The organism is Bacillus sp. 05T21, from assembly GCF_056396785.1.
This window is the reverse complement of sequence record NZ_JBFTMD010000001.1, coordinates 259,974-277,932: the sequence shown is the minus strand read 5'-3', so window position 1 is coordinate 277,932 and position 17,959 is coordinate 259,974. Positions and strand designations below refer to the sequence as shown.

The following is a 17,959-nucleotide window of genomic DNA, read 5'->3' as shown; positions in this document are numbered from 1 at the left end:
GGATATGTGGTGAATTTAGACCATAAGTATGAAAAAGGAATGAAAAAAATTAAAGGGTGAGAAAAATGAAGGAACCAAAAATCGGTTTAGCGCTTGGATCCGGAGGTGCAAAAGGTTTTGCTCACATAGGGGTAATAAAAGTGTTAAGGGAAGCTGGCATCCCTATTCACATGATAGCAGGTAGTAGTATAGGAGCATTAATTGGTACATTTTATGCAGCGAGTTGTGACGTTGAAAGACTGTATAGATTGGCCGCTGTTTTTAAAAGGAAATATTATTTGGATTTTACAGTTCCTAAAATGGGATTTATTGCTGGAAAACGTATCAAAGATATGATTAAAATGTTTACATATAATAAAAATTTAGAAGAGTTAGATATCCCGACGGCTGTTGTGGCTACTGACATTTTGAAGGGGGAAAAAGTTGTTTTTACAAGCGGTCCGATTGCGGAGGCGGTTCGAGCTAGTATATCTGTGCCCGGGGTGTTTGTTCCAGAGAAAATAGATGGGCGCTTATTAGTGGATGGAGGGGTAATTGACCGTATTCCCGTATCGGTTGTAAAAGATTTAGGGGCTGATATTGTTATTGCTGTTGATGTATCTCCAATTAAGGTGAATGGAGAGGTTACATCGATTTATGATGTGATTATGCAAAGTATTGAAATTATGCAACATGAACTCGTGATGAATCGGCAAATAGCATCAGATTTAATGATGCGGCCAGCAGTAGAACAATTTAGTTCGCGTGCTTTTACACATATTGAAGATATCATTCGGGTCGGAGAAGTGGAAGCAGAAAAACACATTTCAAACATTTATTTACTAATTGAGCAGTGGAAGGAGAAACATAATGTTTAAGCGTTTTCGGTTTATATATGCAATTTTAATAGGGGTTATATTGGCGATGCTACTTGTTTATGTGCGTTTGCCGTATTATGTGACAAAACCAGGTATGGCGGCGAAATTAGCGCCATACGTTCAAGTAGATGGTGGAACGAAAGAGTCTGGTGATTTCATGCTTGTCACTGTCTCAATGGGACCTGCCAATGTGGTGAACTTAATAGCCGCGCAATTTAATAAATATACACACGTTTCAAAGGCGGAAGAAATATTGCAAAAAGGCGAGAGTGATGAAGAATATCAATTTCGCCAAAATTATGCAATGAAAGATTCGCAAAATGCAGCGATCTATAATGCTTATAAACGTGCAAATCGCTCTGTTTCTTTTGAAAATAAAGGTGTACTAGTTGCTGGTGTAGCAAAGGGTATGCCGTCAGAAGGAAAACTTAAGCTTGGAGATGTTATTATAGCTGTCGATGGAAAAACATTCGACAAGACGGAACAATTTATTGAGTATATGACAGGGAAAAAAGAAGGGGACACAGTAAATATTGAATACAAGCGGGGCGGAAAACAGTTTAAAGAAAATTTAAATGTAAAGACGATCCCTAATGGGAATGGACGCGTCGGTATAGGGGTCTCTATCGTTACGGAAAGAGAGTTAGTAGTAGATCCGAAAGTGAAAATTGATTCCCATGAAATAGGAGGCCCGTCAGCAGGGTTAATGTTTACACTAGAAATTTATAATCAGCTCGTTGAAGAAGATTTAACAAACGGACATGAAATAGCTGGAACAGGTACAATCAATGATAAAGGAGAAATTGGTCCAATTGGTGGTATTCAGCAAAAAGTAGTAGCTGCTAGTGATGCGGGAGCTGAAGTGTTTTTTGCGCCAAATGAAAAAGGTGTAGAGAAATCGAATTATAAAGATGCTCTTGAAGCTGCGAAAGATATTAAAACAAAGATGAAAATTGTACCGGTGGACACACTGGATGATGCATTAACGTATTTAGAAAAAATGGGTAAAACAAAGTAAACCTCTCTGAAGAAGAGAGGTTTTTCTTATAGGAATTTTTTCATTATTTCATCATAACGAATTGGGTGATGCGTTGCGTCTTGTTTTAGCAGTTGTGTCCGCAAAGGTTCTTGCATTATGGAGAAATATACAGCATTTGATTTTCGTTCTATGTCTAAAGTTGGATGTTCGAATGTTTTTGTATGAGTAAGGATTGGGAGTTCTATTTTTTTCTTATTTCTAGAAAGATAAGTTTGTCCTTTTTGTGACATTCCGAGAAGACGGATATACGGCGCATGTTGCTCTATATTTGCTTTGTGTATTTCTTCCTTCGTTGTATTTGTTAAAATATGTGTACAAGCTCTTTGCAATCTAGTCCATGTATAACGTTTTGTTTTTAATGCTTCCATGAATGAATAGAAAGATGAACTGTTTTGTATTTTTGATAAAATACGATGCTCTAAACCTTCTTCCATTTCATATATATGCTGTAAGTCCTCTGAAGACATCGTCATAAGTTTGTATTTAAAAAATGAAAAGTATTTTTCCCAGTTATGTAACGTCCCGTAGTTTTGCTTGTAGTTTTCTAAAAGAGAAGCAGTCATTTTCGGGATAAAAGGCTCAATAGTTGTAGAGGAACTGTTTTCATTAAATAGCTGTTTGCGAATACTTGTTGCACTTGCAATATGTTGATCGTGAAATGTTTCATCATGATAATGAGAGGCGAATCTTTTTATAGTTTGTGCTTGCATCGAACTGTTTTGTAAGAGAATTGCTTTAATGTACTGTAAGCCTAAAATGTTATTTGGTTGTGACATATCTACGTTTTTTTCGGATGGTAAGATGTGTAGAAAGGCTTCAGATGTAGCTTTTGCATAACTATTACCTGCATTCATAAATTGCTTCACAAGACGATTAAAAGTCTCTTCTTCATTTTTTTGTATAGCGATGGTATTGTAGAAATTTTCAGCTTGTCCATCTTCACTACCGAAACAAATTTCAGAAACACCAAGGGCGTTTAAAATCGAAATTGCGCCATTTGCGAAAGTTTCGGCCTTTTGTGTTGCGAATGCATATGGAAGCTCTACAACAAGGTCTACGCCGTTTGTTAAGGCCATTTTAGTACGATACCATTTGGAGATGAGTGCGGGCTCACCACGCTGCAAAAAAGGACCACTCATAACGGCGATAATAATATCAGACTGTGTTAACTTTTTTGTTTGTTGCACATGATAAGCATGACCGTTATGAAAAGGGTTATATTCAACAACAATACCACTGGATTTTATGGTAATCTCTCCTTTCGATGTAGCATCTTTTTGGAAAACGTGATAGTCTATATATTATTTCCTATGATGACTTCATTATAGTGTAAAGAAAAAACATTGACAAATATAAAATGGCTAGCTATAATTTTGTTTGTTGCCTTGAGGTGATATGATATGAAATGGTCCATCCATCAATTGAATAAATTGAGAAATAAAGGATTGACATTAAATGAAATGGTAGATGTAAGTGAGCTAAAAGAGGTCGAGAAAGATATTCGTGAAATTAATCCTGCTCATGTAACAGGAAGAGTTGATTTTGGCTCCGGTAAGTTTACGTTTCATCTACATATAACTGGAAGCATGGTTTTACCATGTTCTCGCTCTTTAGTAGATGTGACATTACCATTTGACATTAAAACAACTGAGGTGTTCCAAACTTCGGAAGAAGAATTTGAAACAGAAGCTGAAATTCATTGTTTAGAAGGAGAAGTACTTGACTTACTGCCCGTAATCAAGGAAAATATACTTTTGGAGATTCCAATGCAAATTTTCAGTGATGATGTTTCTGGTGGAGCACCGATGCAAGGTCAAGACTGGCAAGTGATTTCGGAAGAAAACAAAGAAAAGACTGTTGATCCACGATTAGCAGGACTTGCAAAGTTTTTTGACAAATAATCGGAAGACTGGTTTAGGCCTTCATATGAAAATAACTATTTCTTTTAAGGAGGTGGGAAGAATGGCTGTACCTTTTAGAAGAACTTCTAAAACAGTAAAAAGAAAGCGTCGTACGCATTTCAAATTATCAGTACCTGGTATGGTAGAGTGCCCAAGCTGTGGTGAAGCGAAATTAGCTCACCGTGTATGTAAAGCATGCGGTACTTACAAAGGTAAAGAAGTAATCAGCAAGTAATTGCGGGAAAATAAACGTAGAAGATATCTTCTACGTTTATTTTTTTGTCTTATTCTTTATTTGTTGTATTCTATCTTTTCTAGTAACTGCATATGCTTAATAAAAAATGCATAGGGAGGACTAGAGAGATGGCGACAACAAGACAAGATGCTTGGACTGATGATGAAGATTTGCTTCTGGCAGAAGTAGTACTCCGGCATATTCAAGAAGGTGGAACGCAACTTTCTGCCTTTAAAGAAGTGGGGAGACATTTGTCTCGCACACCAGCAGCATGTGGATTTAGGTGGAATTCTTATGTTAGAAAGCAATACAAAGAACGTATTGAAGAAGCAAAGCAACTTCGTAAAGTAGAAAATTATGAAGTGAAAGAGACAAAGGTATTAGAGCCTACATCAATTACATTGAATGATGTTATTGAATTCTTGCGAAATTATAAAGATGAAAGCTCTTTAATGGTGTTGCAACAACAAATTGAATCGTTACAAACAGAGAAAGAACGTCTTCTGGAGCGATTATCAGTATATGAGGAAGAATATAGAACATTACTTGATTATATCGATCAAAAAAGAAGTGTAATGGTAGCGGAAAGAAATGGCGCTCGCTCGAATGGAGAATTAGAAAAATTAAAGAAATAAAAACAGCTGCGTAACAGCTGTTTTTTTGTTTCTTATGCAGATTCTTCGTTTGTAATCGCATTCGAATTTGTTTCTGGATGCCAAATATAAAAATCACCATCAGTTACTGATACTGGCTGGAAACTTAATTTATCCCAAAAACCAGATGACTGGATACGTGCTATCGTTTTAATTGGGAATTGTAGTTGTTTCGCATAATTAACAAGCATTTGTCCGAATCCTTGTTTTTGAAAAGTCGGCAATACTTCAAGTTTATAAAGTTCTAGGTAAGTACCTGTAATTTCAAATGGTTCCCCGCCGTTCCTTTTCATATATAGACTCATACGTGCGATTAGTGATCCTCCATAATAAATACCGTAAAATGGAGACTCACTATCATTTTCAATAATGTTTGCTTGTAATTCTTCCAACATGGATAGTTCTTGAGCTCCGCACCCTTTAAATTTTTTAAATTCATCTAATGTTTTATAATTGATGAGCAAGCGTTCAACTTTTGGGAATCCCATTACATCACGTCCTTTTCTTATCTTGTTGAATGCAGAAAAGTTAAAATATTTATAATAATATTATAACTCATTTTTAAATTTTTATGAAGAAGATAGAATATTTCTTTCATTATTTTTTTGAGGATTTGCTAAACTAAGAATAGAACTATGTATATAGGTAGTATATACGTAGTGAAAGAAGAGGTTGCATTTGTTAAAAGATAATTGAATCCTCAACTATGTAATTGTAATTTAATAAGATATAAAGGGGGAAAGGCAAGGGAACTTATATCACTTGTTAATATGAGTTCTTTGTGTGAAGATGAAAATTGGAATTGTTGGACCGGGAGCTATTGGTCTCCTATATACATTTTATTTACAAAAAAGTAATCAAGATGTTACGTTGTTTACAAGAAACGATAAGCAAGCAGAAGAATTAAACTTAACGGGTGTAACTTGTATTAGGAATGGAGAACGTGAAACGGTATTTCCATCTATTTTACCGATAGAAAGTATGCTGGATAAACAGTTAGATTATATATTTATTGCTGTAAAGCAATATCATGTAACTGATATATTACCTTTTGTGCAGGGAGAATCGTCATTAATCTTTTTGCAAAATGGAATGTCACATCTTCACGTTATGCGAAAAATAGGAAATGAACGTATAGCAGTCGGGATTGTGGAGCATGGTGCAAAAAAAGAGGATGGACATACAGTTCGTCATACTGGAATAGGTGTTACAAAGTTTGGTGTAGTGCGTGGTCAATCTAGTTGTTTTAAAAAGGTATTTAATTGTTTTCCTTTTGATTATTTTCCGATTCAGATAGAAGATGATTGGAAGGGGATTATGCGTAATAAATTAGTAGTCAATGTATGTATTAATCCGTTGACGGCATTATTACGGGTTGAGAACGGGGAGTTAATTTCAAACCCGCTTTTTTATCAAATGATGGAGCAAGTATTTCAGGAAGTTGCATTTCTTGTTAAAGAAGAAGATAAGGAAATGCTATGGAAAATGGTATGCCAAGTATGTGAAAAAACATCCCATAATACTTCATCTATGTTAGCGGACGTAAGGGCGAATAGACAAACGGAAGTTAATGCAATTGTTGGATATGTATTAGAAGAAGCTGAGGAACAACAACAATCTGTTCCGACACTTCGATTTTTGTTCAATGCAATAAAAGGAATGGAATTATAAGTGTTTTTCTTTGCTTTTACGTGAAACATTGAATACAATGTGGGTTGGTGAGAGAACAGGATACGAAAGGAAGAATTATATGGAGATAAAAGAAATCTCTGTTCCACTACAAGGTGTTGTAGCGGACTATATGAACGGTAAAAAAGAGATACAGTCATGTTTTGATTATCTGTTAACAGAGGATGCTTTTAAACAGCGTTTACATGATTTACGTGAGAGAGAGTTTTTCCGTCAAGATTTAGTAACGCATTTATTAGAATATAATACACAATTGCAAGCGGGAGAATTTACAATTCAAAATATAAAAGCGCTTGAAGATGAAAATACATATGTAGTTATAGCTGGACAACAAGCAGGGTTATTAACTGGTCCGCTTTATACAGTTCATAAGATCATTTCAATTTTACAGCTTGCAAAAGAAAAAGAAGAGAGCTTAGGGGTTCGGGTTGTTCCTGTCTTTTGGATTGCTGGTGAAGACCATGATATGGATGAAATTAATCATACATTTGTAACGAAAAATAAAAAAATAAAAAAGACCATTTTTCATGATCGTTATCCGAAAAAGGCGAGTGCTTCTGAGTCTGAGTTTTCTATTGAAGACTGTAGAAAATGGGTCGAAGAGATTTTTAAAACATATCCGGAAACGAATTTTACAAAGGATGTATTACAATTTGTTGATGATGCTTTAGGTAAATCGCATACATATGTAGATTTCTTTGCGCACCTTATTACGAAAATGTTCGCAAATTCTGGTTTAATTCTTGTAGATTCACATCATCCTGCATTAAGAAAATTAGAAGTGCCGTTTTTACAACAAATTATAAGTAAATATAAAGAAATTCAAGTAGGGCTTCGTAATCAACAGGAAGTACTTAAGGAATTAGGATTTAAACCGATTATTGAAACGAAGACAAATGCAGTACATATATTTATGGAAATTGATAATGAGCGAGTATTGCTTGAAGAGAATCAAGGGAAGTTTATTGGAAAAGATGGAGTGCATTCATTTTCGTATGAAGAATTGATGGAAGAGATGGAAAGAAGTCCAGAACGTTTTAGTAATAATGTTGTAACGCGCCCTCTTATGCAAGAATATGTGTTTCCTACGTTAGCGTTTATTGGCGGTCCAGGGGAGTTAGCTTATTGGAGTGAATTGCAACAAGTGTTTCATACGGCAGGTTTCCAAATGCCACCTGTTGTTCCGCGTCTTACAATTACTTATATGGAGCGAGATATAGCGACAGATTTATATGATTTAGATTTGCAAGAAATTGATCCATTTCTAAATAATATAGATAATCTGCGTGACAATTGGCTTTCTAATCAAATAGAGGAACCGATAGACGAGCGATTTATAGAAGCGAAAAAAGAAATAATGGATATTCATACATCATTACAACAATTCGTGAAAAAAATAGATCCAGGGTTAAATGAGTTTGCTGGGAAAAATGAACTGAAAATTAATGAGCAAATTGAACTGTTAGAAAAAATGTTGAAAAGAAATGTTGAGAAGAAACATGAGGTTCAACTGAATAAATTCCGCCGTTTACAATTTGCGCTTCGTCCATTAGGAGCACCGCAAGAACGTGTGTGGAATGTTTGTTATTATTTAAATCAGTTCGGCCTTGATTTTGTTGACCGGGTAATGGAACAATCTTTTTCGTGGGATGGAAAACATCATGTAATAAAACTATAGAATCTTGCTCTTTTGAGCAGGATTTTATTTTTATTCTGTTGAATTAACTGTGAAGTGAAATATTTCTGAATTATCCGTCTTATGTTAATGTAATGAATCGCTATGTATCAGGTATATATATATGACAAAATAGCACAAAATGTAAACGGATTATTATCTTTTTCGACAGGTTTTTGTTTAAATTCCCGCAAAAAATGATAAAATTTAGTATATAATAAAATAAAATAGCGATTTGTATAGCGTACTACCTTGTTGGAAGTTAAATGAGTCGTTCTTTAGTAGCATTTCATCCTCTAGTAGTAAATTGTGTTTGTAGAGTGAGAAATGTATTTAACATAATTAATTGGAAAAAGAGTAGGTGCAGCAATGTTCAAACACGTAACAGTACTTTTGAAAGAAACAGTAGATGGCTTAGATATAAAACCGAGTGGTACATATGTAGATTGTACACTGGGTGGAGGAGGACATAGTTCTTATTTACTATCTCAGCTAACAGATGGTGGAAAGTTAATAGCATTTGATCAAGATGAAATAGCGATTCAAAATGCGAAGGAAAAATTTTCTTCTTATGGTGAACAATTTGTAACAGTGAAGAGCAACTTCCGTTATTTATCTGAAAAACTACATGAATTAGGTATTACAGAAGTAGACGGGATTTTATTCGATTTAGGTGTTTCATCCCCACAATTAGATACACCAGAGCGTGGCTTTAGTTATCATCATGATGCACCGTTAGATATGCGGATGGATCAAGATGCCCCATTAACAGCATATGATGTTGTGAACAGCTGGTCATATGAACAACTCGTAAGAATTTTCTTCCAATACGGAGAAGAAAAATTTTCAAAGCAAATAACAAGGAAAATTGAAGCTTATCGCGAGAATAAGGCTATTGAAACGACAGGAGAATTAGTGGAATTAATTAAAGAAGGTATTCCAGCTCCGGCACGTAGAACAGGTGGACATCCTGCGAAGCGAGTATTTCAAGCGATTCGTATTGCTGTAAATGATGAATTAAAAGTATTTGAAGAAGCGTTGGAATCTGCAATTGATATGGTCAAGCCTGGTGGAAGAGTTAGTGTTATAACATTCCATTCTTTAGAAGATCGTATTTGTAAAACGACGTTTAAGCGAAATAGCACAACGCCGCAATTACCACAGGGACTACCGATTATTCCGGATGAATTTAAGCCGAAATTAAAGCTTATTACAAGGAAACCGATTTTACCTTCTGACATTGAATTAGAAGAAAATAATCGAGCGCGTTCTGCGAAGTTGAGAATCGCTGAAAAACGATAAAAAGGAGAGAGAGGTATGACTAATTTAGCTGTAAAGTATAAACAACAGGCGCAAGAAGAGGTACAAATTCAAGCGCCGCCACAGCAGATGGTTAAGCCAAAAGTTAAAACGAAAATTACAAGAATTGAAAAGCTATTGTACGTAACGTTTATTGGATTTTTATTATATGCCTGTGTAGCTTTTATTGGGAATAAAGCGGGCCTATATCAAGTTAATGTAGAAGCAGCGACGATAGAAGAACAAATTGTAAAAAAACAAAAGGAAAATCAAGAATTGCAGGCTGAAGTAGAGAAGTTAAGTCGTTATGAACGTATCGCTGAAGTTGCAAAAAAACACGGGCTAGAAATTAATGCGAATAACGTGAAAGGCCTAAAGTAAGGCAAATAGGTGTGAAGAAAAGATGAAGAGAAATATGACCAAATTTCATACCAATAAGGGAGCAGGTTATTTTATGATATTTTTCCTCCTGCTCTTTTTGCTGTTATTAGCCCGATTTTTTTACATACAAGTAACAGGAACAGTGGACAATCATGATTTGAAAAAACTTGCTGAGCAGAAACATAGTAAAAAAGGAGTTCTCGAAGCGAATCGAGGAACAATTTATGATCAAAATGGTCATGTACTAGCGCAAGACGCAAATTCTTATAAACTTGTAGCCGAGTTAAAAGGAGCTAACGCCGTTAAGGATAAAGAGGATACTGCAAAGAAAATCGCAGGAGTACTCGGAAAAGATGAAGATAAAATTTTAGCTACTTTAAATAAAGAAGGCAAAAGTCAAGTGGAATTTGGAACATTGGGTAAAGACTTGACGAAAGAAAAGAAAGAACAAATAGAAGCATTGAAATTGCCGGGAATATCTTTTATTACCGAAAATGCGAGAGTTTATCCAAACGGTGATTTTGCATCTTACGTCATAGGTCATGCGAAACCTGATGAAAATGGAATCTCAGTCGGTCAATTTGGCTTAGAAAAGAGTTTGGATAAATATTTAGGTGCTTCTAATGGTGAGGTAGCTTATACAGGTGACCGTAAAGGAGTATCTCTTGACGGTGGGAAAGTGAATGTAAAGGCACCTAAAAATGGAGATAATGTGTATTTAACGCTTGACCAACGTATTCAAAGTTATTTAGAAGACGCAATGAAAGAAGCGAGTAAACATTATGAACCAGAAAATTTAATAGGGATTGTTGCGGATCCGAAGACAGGGAAAATATTAGCGATGTCTAGTAAACCTAGTTATGACCCTAATGATCGTCAAATTAAATATTTCTTCAACGACGCCATTGCAAATGCGTTTGAACCGGGATCAACAATGAAGATTTTCACATTAGCGGCGGCCATTAATGAAGGTGTATACAATGGGCAAGACTTTTATCAGTCTGGTACATATCAAGTTGGTAATCGCAAAATAAAAGATCATAACGGCGGCGCCGGATGGGGTTCTATTACTTTTGATGAAGGGGTAGAGCGATCTTCAAACGTAGCGTTCGCAATTTTAGGGGATCAAAAACTTGGTCCAGAGCGTTTTCGAAAATATATTCACGGTTTTGGATTAGATGAAAAAACAAACATTGATTTATCTGGTGAAGGGTCAAATACAATTTTATTTGATCAACAAATACAACAAGTAACAACGGCATTTGGACAAGGTTCTACAGTTACACCAATTCAACTTGTACAAGCTGCAACAGCAATTGCAAATGATGGTAAAATGATGAAACCTTATACAATTGATAAAATTGTGGATCCAATAACAGGTAAAGTACAGCTAGAGCATAAACCAGAAGAAGTAGGAAAACCTGTTACCAAAGAGACAGCCGCACAAGTAAGGCAATTACTAGAACGTGTTGTTACATCACCGAAAGGAACAGGAACTGCATATAAAGTTGATGGGTATTCAGTCGGGGGGAAAACAGGTACAGCACAAATTCCTGACGGGAAAGGTGGCTATATGACGGGAAGAGAGAATTATATATTCTCATTCTTAGGTATGGCACCGATGGACGATCCGCAACTTGTTGTGTATGTGGCCGTTAAACAACCAAAATTAAAAGATGATGAAAACGGGGCTAAACCTTTAGCTGATATCTTTAAATATGTAACGAAAAATAGCTTAGAGTACTTAAAGATTAAGCCGAATGAAGTAAAAGACCCGAAAAAATATGTGAAAGAACAACAAACTGTCGTTCCAGATGTAACCGGAAAAACGATGGAAGAAGCGAAAAAAACAATTGATAAAGCAAAACTTCGTCCAATCGTATTAGGTGAAGGTAAAGTGCAGCAGCAAGTGCCAAAAGCAACTGAACAAACATTAAAGGGTGATCGAGTCTTCTTAGTAGGAGATAAGCCTACAATGCCAAATATACAGGGATGGGCACTGCGTGATGTTATGAATTTAGCAAAAACATTAAAGCTTAACTTAAAACCTTCTGGTACAGGATATGTAACGGAACAAAGTGTGGCGGAAGGGACATTGTTGCAACCTGGTACAGAATTAGGTGTAACACTCGTACCACCACTTGAACCGCAACAAGAAGCAGAAAAGCCATAATGGTAATAGGGAAGAAGTTCTAATTAAATAAGTACAAGCATATATTGGAACAAGCTAGGCGTAAGGGAGGCTTGTTCCAATATGCGTGTATCAAATGTAACAGTTAGAAAACGACTTATTTTTATACTTATATCGGGTATACTCATTTTCACCATTATCGATATTCGTCTTGGATATGTGCAATTTTTTCTTGGAAATATGTTAACGGATCGTGCGAAGGATTCATGGAGTCGTAATATTACTTTTGAACCAGAGCGAGGGAAAATTTTAGATCGAAATGGTGTGGAGCTTGCTACGAATAAAAGTGCACCGACCGTCTTTGTTGTGCCGAGGCAAATTGAAAAACCAGCAGAGACTGCAGAGAAGTTAGCTGCAGTATTAGGTGTGGAAAAAGATGATGTTTATAAGCGGATTACAAAAAAAGAATCGATTGTAAGGCTTGATAAAGGCGGAAGGAAAATATCGCATGACAAAGCGAAAGAAGTACGCGGATTAAGTTTAAAGGGTGTGTACATCGCAGAGGATTCTATCCGGTACTATCCATTCGGTAATTTTTTATCACACGTATTAGGATTTGCGGGCAGTGATAATCAAGGGCTTATGGGACTAGAGAAATATTATGATAAAGAGCTAAATGGTGATAAAGGTCATGTGCGATTTTTTGCAGACGCGAAAGGACAGAGAATGCCTAACGTTGGAGATGATTTCAAAAAACCAGAAGCCGGTTTGAATTTAGGATTAACAATTGATTCACGCATTACGAGGATTATGGAAAGAGAAATGAATATTGCGGAATCAACGTATAATCCTGACGGTATGATAGCAATTGCAATGAATCCGAAAAATGGTGAAATTTTAGGTATGTCAAGTCGACCAAGTTTTGATCCAGCAGATTTCCAAAGTGTTTCTCCGGAAGTATATAACAGAAACTTACCTGTATGGAGTACGTATGAGCCGGGGTCAACATTTAAGATTATTACATTAGCTGCAGCCTTGAATGAAAATTTAGTAGACTTAGAGAAAGATACATTTTATGATGATGGGGCAGCTGAAGTTGGTGGAGCTAGATTGCGGTGTTGGAAAGCTGGAGGCCATGGTAGCCAAACGTTTTTAGAAGTAGTTCAAAACTCTTGTAACCCAGGATTTATTGAACTCGGTGATCGTCTTGGTAAAGATCGATTGTTTAAATATATTCGCAATTTCGGGTTTGGACAGAAGACCGGAATTGATTTACAAGGTGAAGGTAGCGGGATTTTATTTAATTTAGATAAAGTTGGTCCAGTCGAACAAGCGACGACTTCATTTGGGCAAGGTGTTTCTGTTACACCGATTCAACAAGTAGCAGCTGTAGCGGCCGCTGTAAATGGTGGAACTTTGTATCAGCCATATATAGCGAAGGAATTTATTGATCCGAAGAATAATCAAGTTGTCAGCAAAAAGACACCTGTTGCGAAAAGGGAAGTTATTTCCAAGGAAACTTCTGAGAAAGTTCGTTACGCATTAGAGAATGTTGTAGCGAAAGGTTCGGGTAAAGGGGCTTATATTGATGGATATCGTGTAGGTGGAAAAACTGGAACTGCTCAAAAGGTGAAAGATGGAAAATATTTAGATAATAACTATATTGTATCATTTATCGGTTTTGCTCCAGCTGACGATCCGCAAATTGTTGTTTATGTAGCAGTGGATAATCCAAAAGGAGTCACTCAATTTGGTGGAGTTGTAGCAGCACCTATTGTTGGGAATATTCTTCGTGACGCACTTCCTGTAATGGGAGTGGAACCGAGAAAAGAGCAAGTTGAGAAAGAATATAAATGGGGCGATACACCAACTGTGGAAGTTCCGAATTTAATTGGTATGAAAAAGAAAGATTTACAAACGCAACTTGTAGACTTGAAGCTTGATATAAGTGGTGATGGTGGGAAAGTAATTAAACAATCACCAGAAGCAGGAGCTAAAGTAAAAGAGGGTTCAAAAGTTAGAATTTACTTCGGGAATTAAAGGTAACTGATTGTGTTTTATGGTACAATTGGTGGCAGTGAGTTCTTTATAGAAAAATTGCTTTATTTGAGACGATAAGTGTCTCATTAATAAATAAATCTATTGATTAGACTATAGTAGCACTTACCTCCTATTTTTATATAACTAGGAGGTAACGTGTTACTTGCTAAAATAAGAGATAAATAAACAATGTAGAGAGGGTTTAGTGAAATGAAGTTGCATACACTTGTATCATGTTTGCATGATTTTCCAGTTGTTCCAACAGAAAATCCAGAAATAACATCTATTGAAGCGGATTCACGTAAAGTGAAAGAGGGAAGCTTATTTATATGTATGAAAGGATATACGGTTGATAGCCATGACTTTGCTAAGCAAGCAGCCGCACAAGGAGCGGCTGCTATTGTTGCGGAAAGACCAATTGATGTTGACGTTCCAGTTGTACTTGTGAAAAATACTTTTCGTTCGCTAGCGGTTTTAGCTGATTATTTTTATGGCCAACCAACACACAAGTTACATTTAATCGGTATTACAGGTACAAATGGAAAGACAACAACATCGCATATTATGGATGAAATTATGCGCGCACATGGTCATAAAACAGGGCTAATTGGAACGATTAATATGAAAATCGGTGATGAAACATTTGAGGTGAAAAATACAACACCAGATGCACTAACACTTCAACAGACATTTTCAAAAATGGTTGAACAAGGTGTGGATAGCACAGTAATGGAAGTTTCGTCTCATGCTTTAGATCTTGGCCGTGTACACGGGTGCGATTATGATGTTGCAGTATTTACGAATTTAACACAAGATCATTTAGACTATCATAAAACGATGGAAGAATATAAACATGCGAAAGGGTTGCTTTTCGCACAGCTTGGCAATAGTTATCATCATAATCGTGAAAAATACGCTATATTAAACAGTGATGATCCAGTAGCAGAAGAGTATATGAGAAGTACAGCAGCTACTGTTGTAACATACGGTATAGATGTTGCAAGCGACATTATGGCACGAGATATCGTAATGACGAGTGGCGGTACAACATTTACACTTGTAACACCGTATGAAACTGTAAATGTTACGATGAAATTAATTGGTAAGTTTAATGTATACAACGTGTTAGCTGCTACAGCAGCAGGTCTTGTTTCAGGAGTGAGCTTACAAACAATTATTGATGTAATTAAAGAGCTTGCTGGCGTTCCTGGACGTTTTGAAGTTGTTGATGGTGGACAAAATTACACAGTTATTGTTGACTATGCGCATACACCTGATAGCTTAGAGAACGTACTAAAAACAGCAAAACAATTTGCAAAAGGCGATGTATATTGTATCGTTGGTTGCGGTGGTGATAGAGATAGAACGAAAAGACCAATAATGGCAAGTGTCGCAACCGAATATGCAACTCACGCAATTTATACATCAGATAATCCAAGAAGTGAAGATCCGAAGGCTATTTTAGATGATATGGTAAATGATGTAAATAGGAATAGTTATGAAGTAATTGTCGATCGAAAAGAAGCGATACGTTCCGCTATCTCGAAAGTAAAAGCAGAAGATATTATTATTATTGCTGGTAAAGGGCATGAAACGTATCAAATTATTGGTAAAGAAGTTCATCATTTTGACGATCGTGAAGTTGCTAAAGAAGCAATCACGGAGCGTTTAAACAACGAAGTGTAACAGCATGAGAGGAGGACTACATGTGCTTGAACAAGGTTTATTAGTAACGGCTGGGGTAGCATTCTTAATTTCTGTTGCCCTTTCGCCATTATTTATTCCATTTTTAAGAAAATTAAAGTTCGGACAGAGTATTCGTGACGAAGGACCGAAGTCACACCAAAAGAAATCAGGGACACCAACGATGGGTGGTATTGTCATATATGTATCTATGATGGTGACTACGCTTATTATGGCGATTAAATTTAACAATTTAGGTGCAGAAGTATCATTGTTATTATTAGTTACATTTGGGTACGGATTAATCGGATTTTTAGATGACTACATAAAAGTAGTAAAGAAAAGAAATCTTGGTTTAACATCAAAACAAAAATTGATTGGTCAGCTTGTAATTGCTATTGCGTTCTTTTTAATTGGAAAAGGGCAAGCATTTCACACTTATATCATGATTCCGGGAACTGATGTTAAATTTGAATTAGGCTGGGCGTATTTTGTTCTCGTATTATTTATGCTTATTGGTGGATCAAATGCGGTTAATTTAACAGATGGTTTAGATGGTTTATTATCAGGAACAGCTGCTATTGCATTCGGAGCATTTAGTATTATTGCTGTAGCTCAAGAACAATTTGGGGTAGCGATTTTCTGTATGGCAGTTGTAGGAGCTGTACTTGGATTTTTAGTATTCAATGCGAATCCAGCGAAAGTATTTATGGGGGATACAGGTTCTCTAGCTTTAGGTGGTGCTATCGCAGCTGTAGCGATTTTGTTAAAACAAGAATTGTTACTCGTTATTATTGGCGGTGTATTCGTAGCGGAAACTTTATCTGTTATTATCCAAGTTATTTCGTTCAAAACAACAGGAAAGCGTGTCTTTAAAATGAGTCCATTACATCATCATTATGAATTATGTGGTTGGTCAGAGTGGCGCGTTGTTGTAACGTTTTGGTCTGTAGGATTTTTATTAGCTGTGCTAGGAATTTATATCGGGGTGTGGATGTAATTGAAAACTGTAACTGAATATCAAAATAAAAATGTTCTTGTATTAGGTATTGCTAAAAGTGGTTATGCAGCAGCTACTTTATTAAAAAAATTAGGGGCAAACGTCATTGTAAATGACGGGAAACCATTAGCGGGTAATGTGCTTGCAGCTGAGTTACAAGCGGAAGGAATGGATGTTGTATGTGGTGGGCATCCATTAGAATTGCTGGAGAGAAACATTTCACTTGTCGTAAAAAATCCAGGAATTCCATATTCTAATCCACTCTTAGTGGCGGCGAAAGAAAAACAAATTCCAATTGTAACTGAGGTTGAATTAGCATATTCCATTTCAGCAGCACCGTTTGTTGGGATTACGGGATCTAACGGTAAAACAACAACGACAATGTTAACGTTTGAAATGTTAAAAGAAGGACAAAAGTACCCAGTTATTGCGGGGAATATAGGTACTGTAGCTTGTGAAGTTGCACAATTGGCGAAGGAAAATGAAGTTGTCGTTACGGAACTTTCATCGTTTCAATTGATGGGAGTGGAATCGTTCCAACCAAAAATTGCAGCCTTTTTAAATTTATTTGAAGCGCATTTAGATTACCACGGGACGAAGAAAGAGTATGGTTTGGCGAAAGCGAATATTTTCAAAAACCAAACTGAAACAGATTATAGTATAATTAACGCAGATGATGCAGATGTCATGGCGTTATCGGCATATAGTAAAGGAAAGAAAGTATTATTTTCGACGACGAAAGAAATTGAAGATGGTGCGTATATAAAAGATAACGCTCTTTATTTTAAAGGCGAAAAAGTAGTTAAAGTAAGTGATATTGTTTTACCTGGTAAGCACAATTTAGAAAATATTTTAGCAGCAATGAGTATTGCTAAATTATTAGGTGTTTCTAATGAAGCAATTACTGCTGTGTTAAAAAGTTTTACAGGTGTAAAACATCGCTTAGAATATGTAACAACGATTAATAATCGTAAATTTTATAATGATTCAAAAGCGACGAATATGCTAGCGACAGAAAAAGCATTATCTGCATTTACACAACCGATTGTATTATTGGCTGGTGGACTTGATCGTGGTAATGAATTTGATGATTTAATTCCATACTTTAAACATGTCAAAGCGATTGTGACATTTGGACAAACTGCACCAAAATTAGTAAGAGCGGCAGAAAAAGCAGGATTAGATGTAATTGAAAGTGTCGATACTTTAGATGATGCAGTAGTGAAGGCGTATGCTCATTCTACCGATGGTGATGTTATTCTTCTTTCACCAGCATGTGCAAGCTGGGATCAATTTAAAACATTTGAAGAAAGAGGAGACATTTTTATACAAGCTGTGCATAAACTTATATAAAGTAAATCAAAACATCAGTAGGC

The 17,959-nt window shown here is 36.1% G+C and carries 16 protein-coding genes; 14 read left to right on the top strand and 2 right to left on the bottom strand.

What is annotated here, in order from left to right:
- Positions 1-65 precede the first annotated feature (65 nt).
- Positions 66-857: a patatin-like phospholipase family protein gene (locus tag AC1DKZ_RS01355; protein WP_033707141.1), complete on the top strand. Its 792-nt coding sequence runs from the start codon at positions 66-68 to the stop codon at positions 855-857.
- Positions 850-1,875 carry a SepM family pheromone-processing serine protease gene (locus tag AC1DKZ_RS01350; RefSeq protein WP_113937191.1) on the top strand — a complete coding sequence of 342 codons (1,026 nt, stop codon included), beginning with the start codon at positions 850-852 and terminating at the stop codon, positions 1,873-1,875. The genes AC1DKZ_RS01355 and AC1DKZ_RS01350 overlap by 8 nt, the downstream gene beginning before the upstream one ends.
- A gap of 26 nt (positions 1,876-1,901) precedes the next feature.
- Here AC1DKZ_RS01350 and AC1DKZ_RS01345 read toward each other — a convergent pair whose 3' ends face one another.
- Positions 1,902-3,143 (bottom strand): nucleotidyltransferase, encoded by a 1,242-nt coding sequence (locus AC1DKZ_RS01345; RefSeq protein WP_204354038.1) that lies wholly within the window; start codon positions 3,141-3,143, stop codon positions 1,902-1,904.
- A gap of 153 nt (positions 3,144-3,296) precedes the next feature.
- Between AC1DKZ_RS01345 and AC1DKZ_RS01340 the strand changes: the two genes are divergently transcribed.
- The 3 genes from AC1DKZ_RS01340 to AC1DKZ_RS01330 all read left to right on the top strand — a co-directional run bounded on the left by AC1DKZ_RS01340 (position 3,297) and on the right by AC1DKZ_RS01330 (position 4,667).
- The gene (locus tag AC1DKZ_RS01340) at positions 3,297-3,797 is read left to right on the top strand and encodes a YceD family protein (RefSeq protein ID WP_002014753.1); all 501 of its coding nucleotides are present in this window, start codon (positions 3,297-3,299) and stop codon (positions 3,795-3,797) included.
- A gap of 61 nt (positions 3,798-3,858) precedes the next feature.
- Positions 3,859-4,032: a 50S ribosomal protein L32 gene (gene rpmF, locus AC1DKZ_RS01335; protein WP_001984764.1), complete on the top strand. Its 174-nt coding sequence runs from the start codon at positions 3,859-3,861 to the stop codon at positions 4,030-4,032.
- A gap of 128 nt (positions 4,033-4,160) precedes the next feature.
- Positions 4,161-4,667, top strand: a complete 507-nt coding sequence (locus tag AC1DKZ_RS01330; RefSeq protein ID WP_002066865.1) for an RsfA family transcriptional regulator — start codon at positions 4,161-4,163, stop codon at positions 4,665-4,667.
- Between the two features lie 32 nt (positions 4,668-4,699).
- Here AC1DKZ_RS01330 and AC1DKZ_RS01325 read toward each other — a convergent pair whose 3' ends face one another.
- Positions 4,700-5,173: an N-acetyltransferase gene (locus tag AC1DKZ_RS01325; RefSeq protein ID WP_002014751.1), complete on the bottom strand. Its 474-nt coding sequence runs from the start codon at positions 5,171-5,173 to the stop codon at positions 4,700-4,702.
- Positions 5,174-5,468: 295 nt separating this feature from the next.
- Between AC1DKZ_RS01325 and panE the strand changes: the two genes are divergently transcribed.
- From panE to murD, 9 genes are all read left to right on the top strand, one after another.
- Positions 5,469-6,356, top strand: coding sequence for a 2-dehydropantoate 2-reductase (gene panE, locus AC1DKZ_RS01320; RefSeq protein WP_002066866.1), 888 nt, complete (start codon positions 5,469-5,471; stop codon positions 6,354-6,356).
- A gap of 79 nt (positions 6,357-6,435) precedes the next feature.
- Positions 6,436-8,052, top strand: coding sequence for a bacillithiol biosynthesis cysteine-adding enzyme BshC (gene bshC / locus AC1DKZ_RS01315; protein ID WP_002128861.1), 1,617 nt, complete (start codon positions 6,436-6,438; stop codon positions 8,050-8,052).
- Between the two features lie 366 nt (positions 8,053-8,418).
- Entirely contained in the window at positions 8,419-9,351 is a 933-nt protein-coding gene (gene rsmH / locus AC1DKZ_RS01310; RefSeq protein WP_002014746.1) for a 16S rRNA (cytosine(1402)-N(4))-methyltransferase RsmH, read from the top strand.
- A 15-nt stretch (positions 9,352-9,366) separates the two neighbouring features.
- Complete coding sequence (ftsL, locus tag AC1DKZ_RS01305) at positions 9,367-9,729, top strand: cell division protein FtsL (RefSeq protein ID WP_002014745.1); 363 nt, start codon at positions 9,367-9,369, stop codon at positions 9,727-9,729.
- A gap of 22 nt (positions 9,730-9,751) precedes the next feature.
- A complete protein-coding gene (locus AC1DKZ_RS01300; RefSeq protein ID WP_476995567.1) occupies positions 9,752-11,902 on the top strand; it encodes a penicillin-binding protein in 2,151 nt (716 codons plus the stop codon).
- An 81-nt stretch (positions 11,903-11,983) separates the two neighbouring features.
- Positions 11,984-13,900, top strand: coding sequence for a stage V sporulation protein D (locus AC1DKZ_RS01295; protein WP_002014741.1), 1,917 nt, complete (start codon positions 11,984-11,986; stop codon positions 13,898-13,900).
- Positions 13,901-14,110: 210 nt separating this feature from the next.
- Entirely contained in the window at positions 14,111-15,586 is a 1,476-nt protein-coding gene (locus tag AC1DKZ_RS01290) for a UDP-N-acetylmuramoyl-L-alanyl-D-glutamate--2,6-diaminopimelate ligase (protein ID WP_476995566.1), read from the top strand.
- 22 nt (positions 15,587-15,608) lie between these two features.
- On the top strand, positions 15,609-16,583 hold the full coding sequence (mraY, locus tag AC1DKZ_RS01285; protein ID WP_002014738.1) for a phospho-N-acetylmuramoyl-pentapeptide-transferase: 975 nt from the start codon (positions 15,609-15,611) through the stop codon (positions 16,581-16,583).
- The gene (gene murD, locus AC1DKZ_RS01280) at positions 16,584-17,936 is read left to right on the top strand and encodes a UDP-N-acetylmuramoyl-L-alanine--D-glutamate ligase (RefSeq protein WP_404457479.1); all 1,353 of its coding nucleotides are present in this window, start codon (positions 16,584-16,586) and stop codon (positions 17,934-17,936) included. It abuts the gene before it with no gap.
- Positions 17,937-17,959 lie beyond the last annotated feature (23 nt).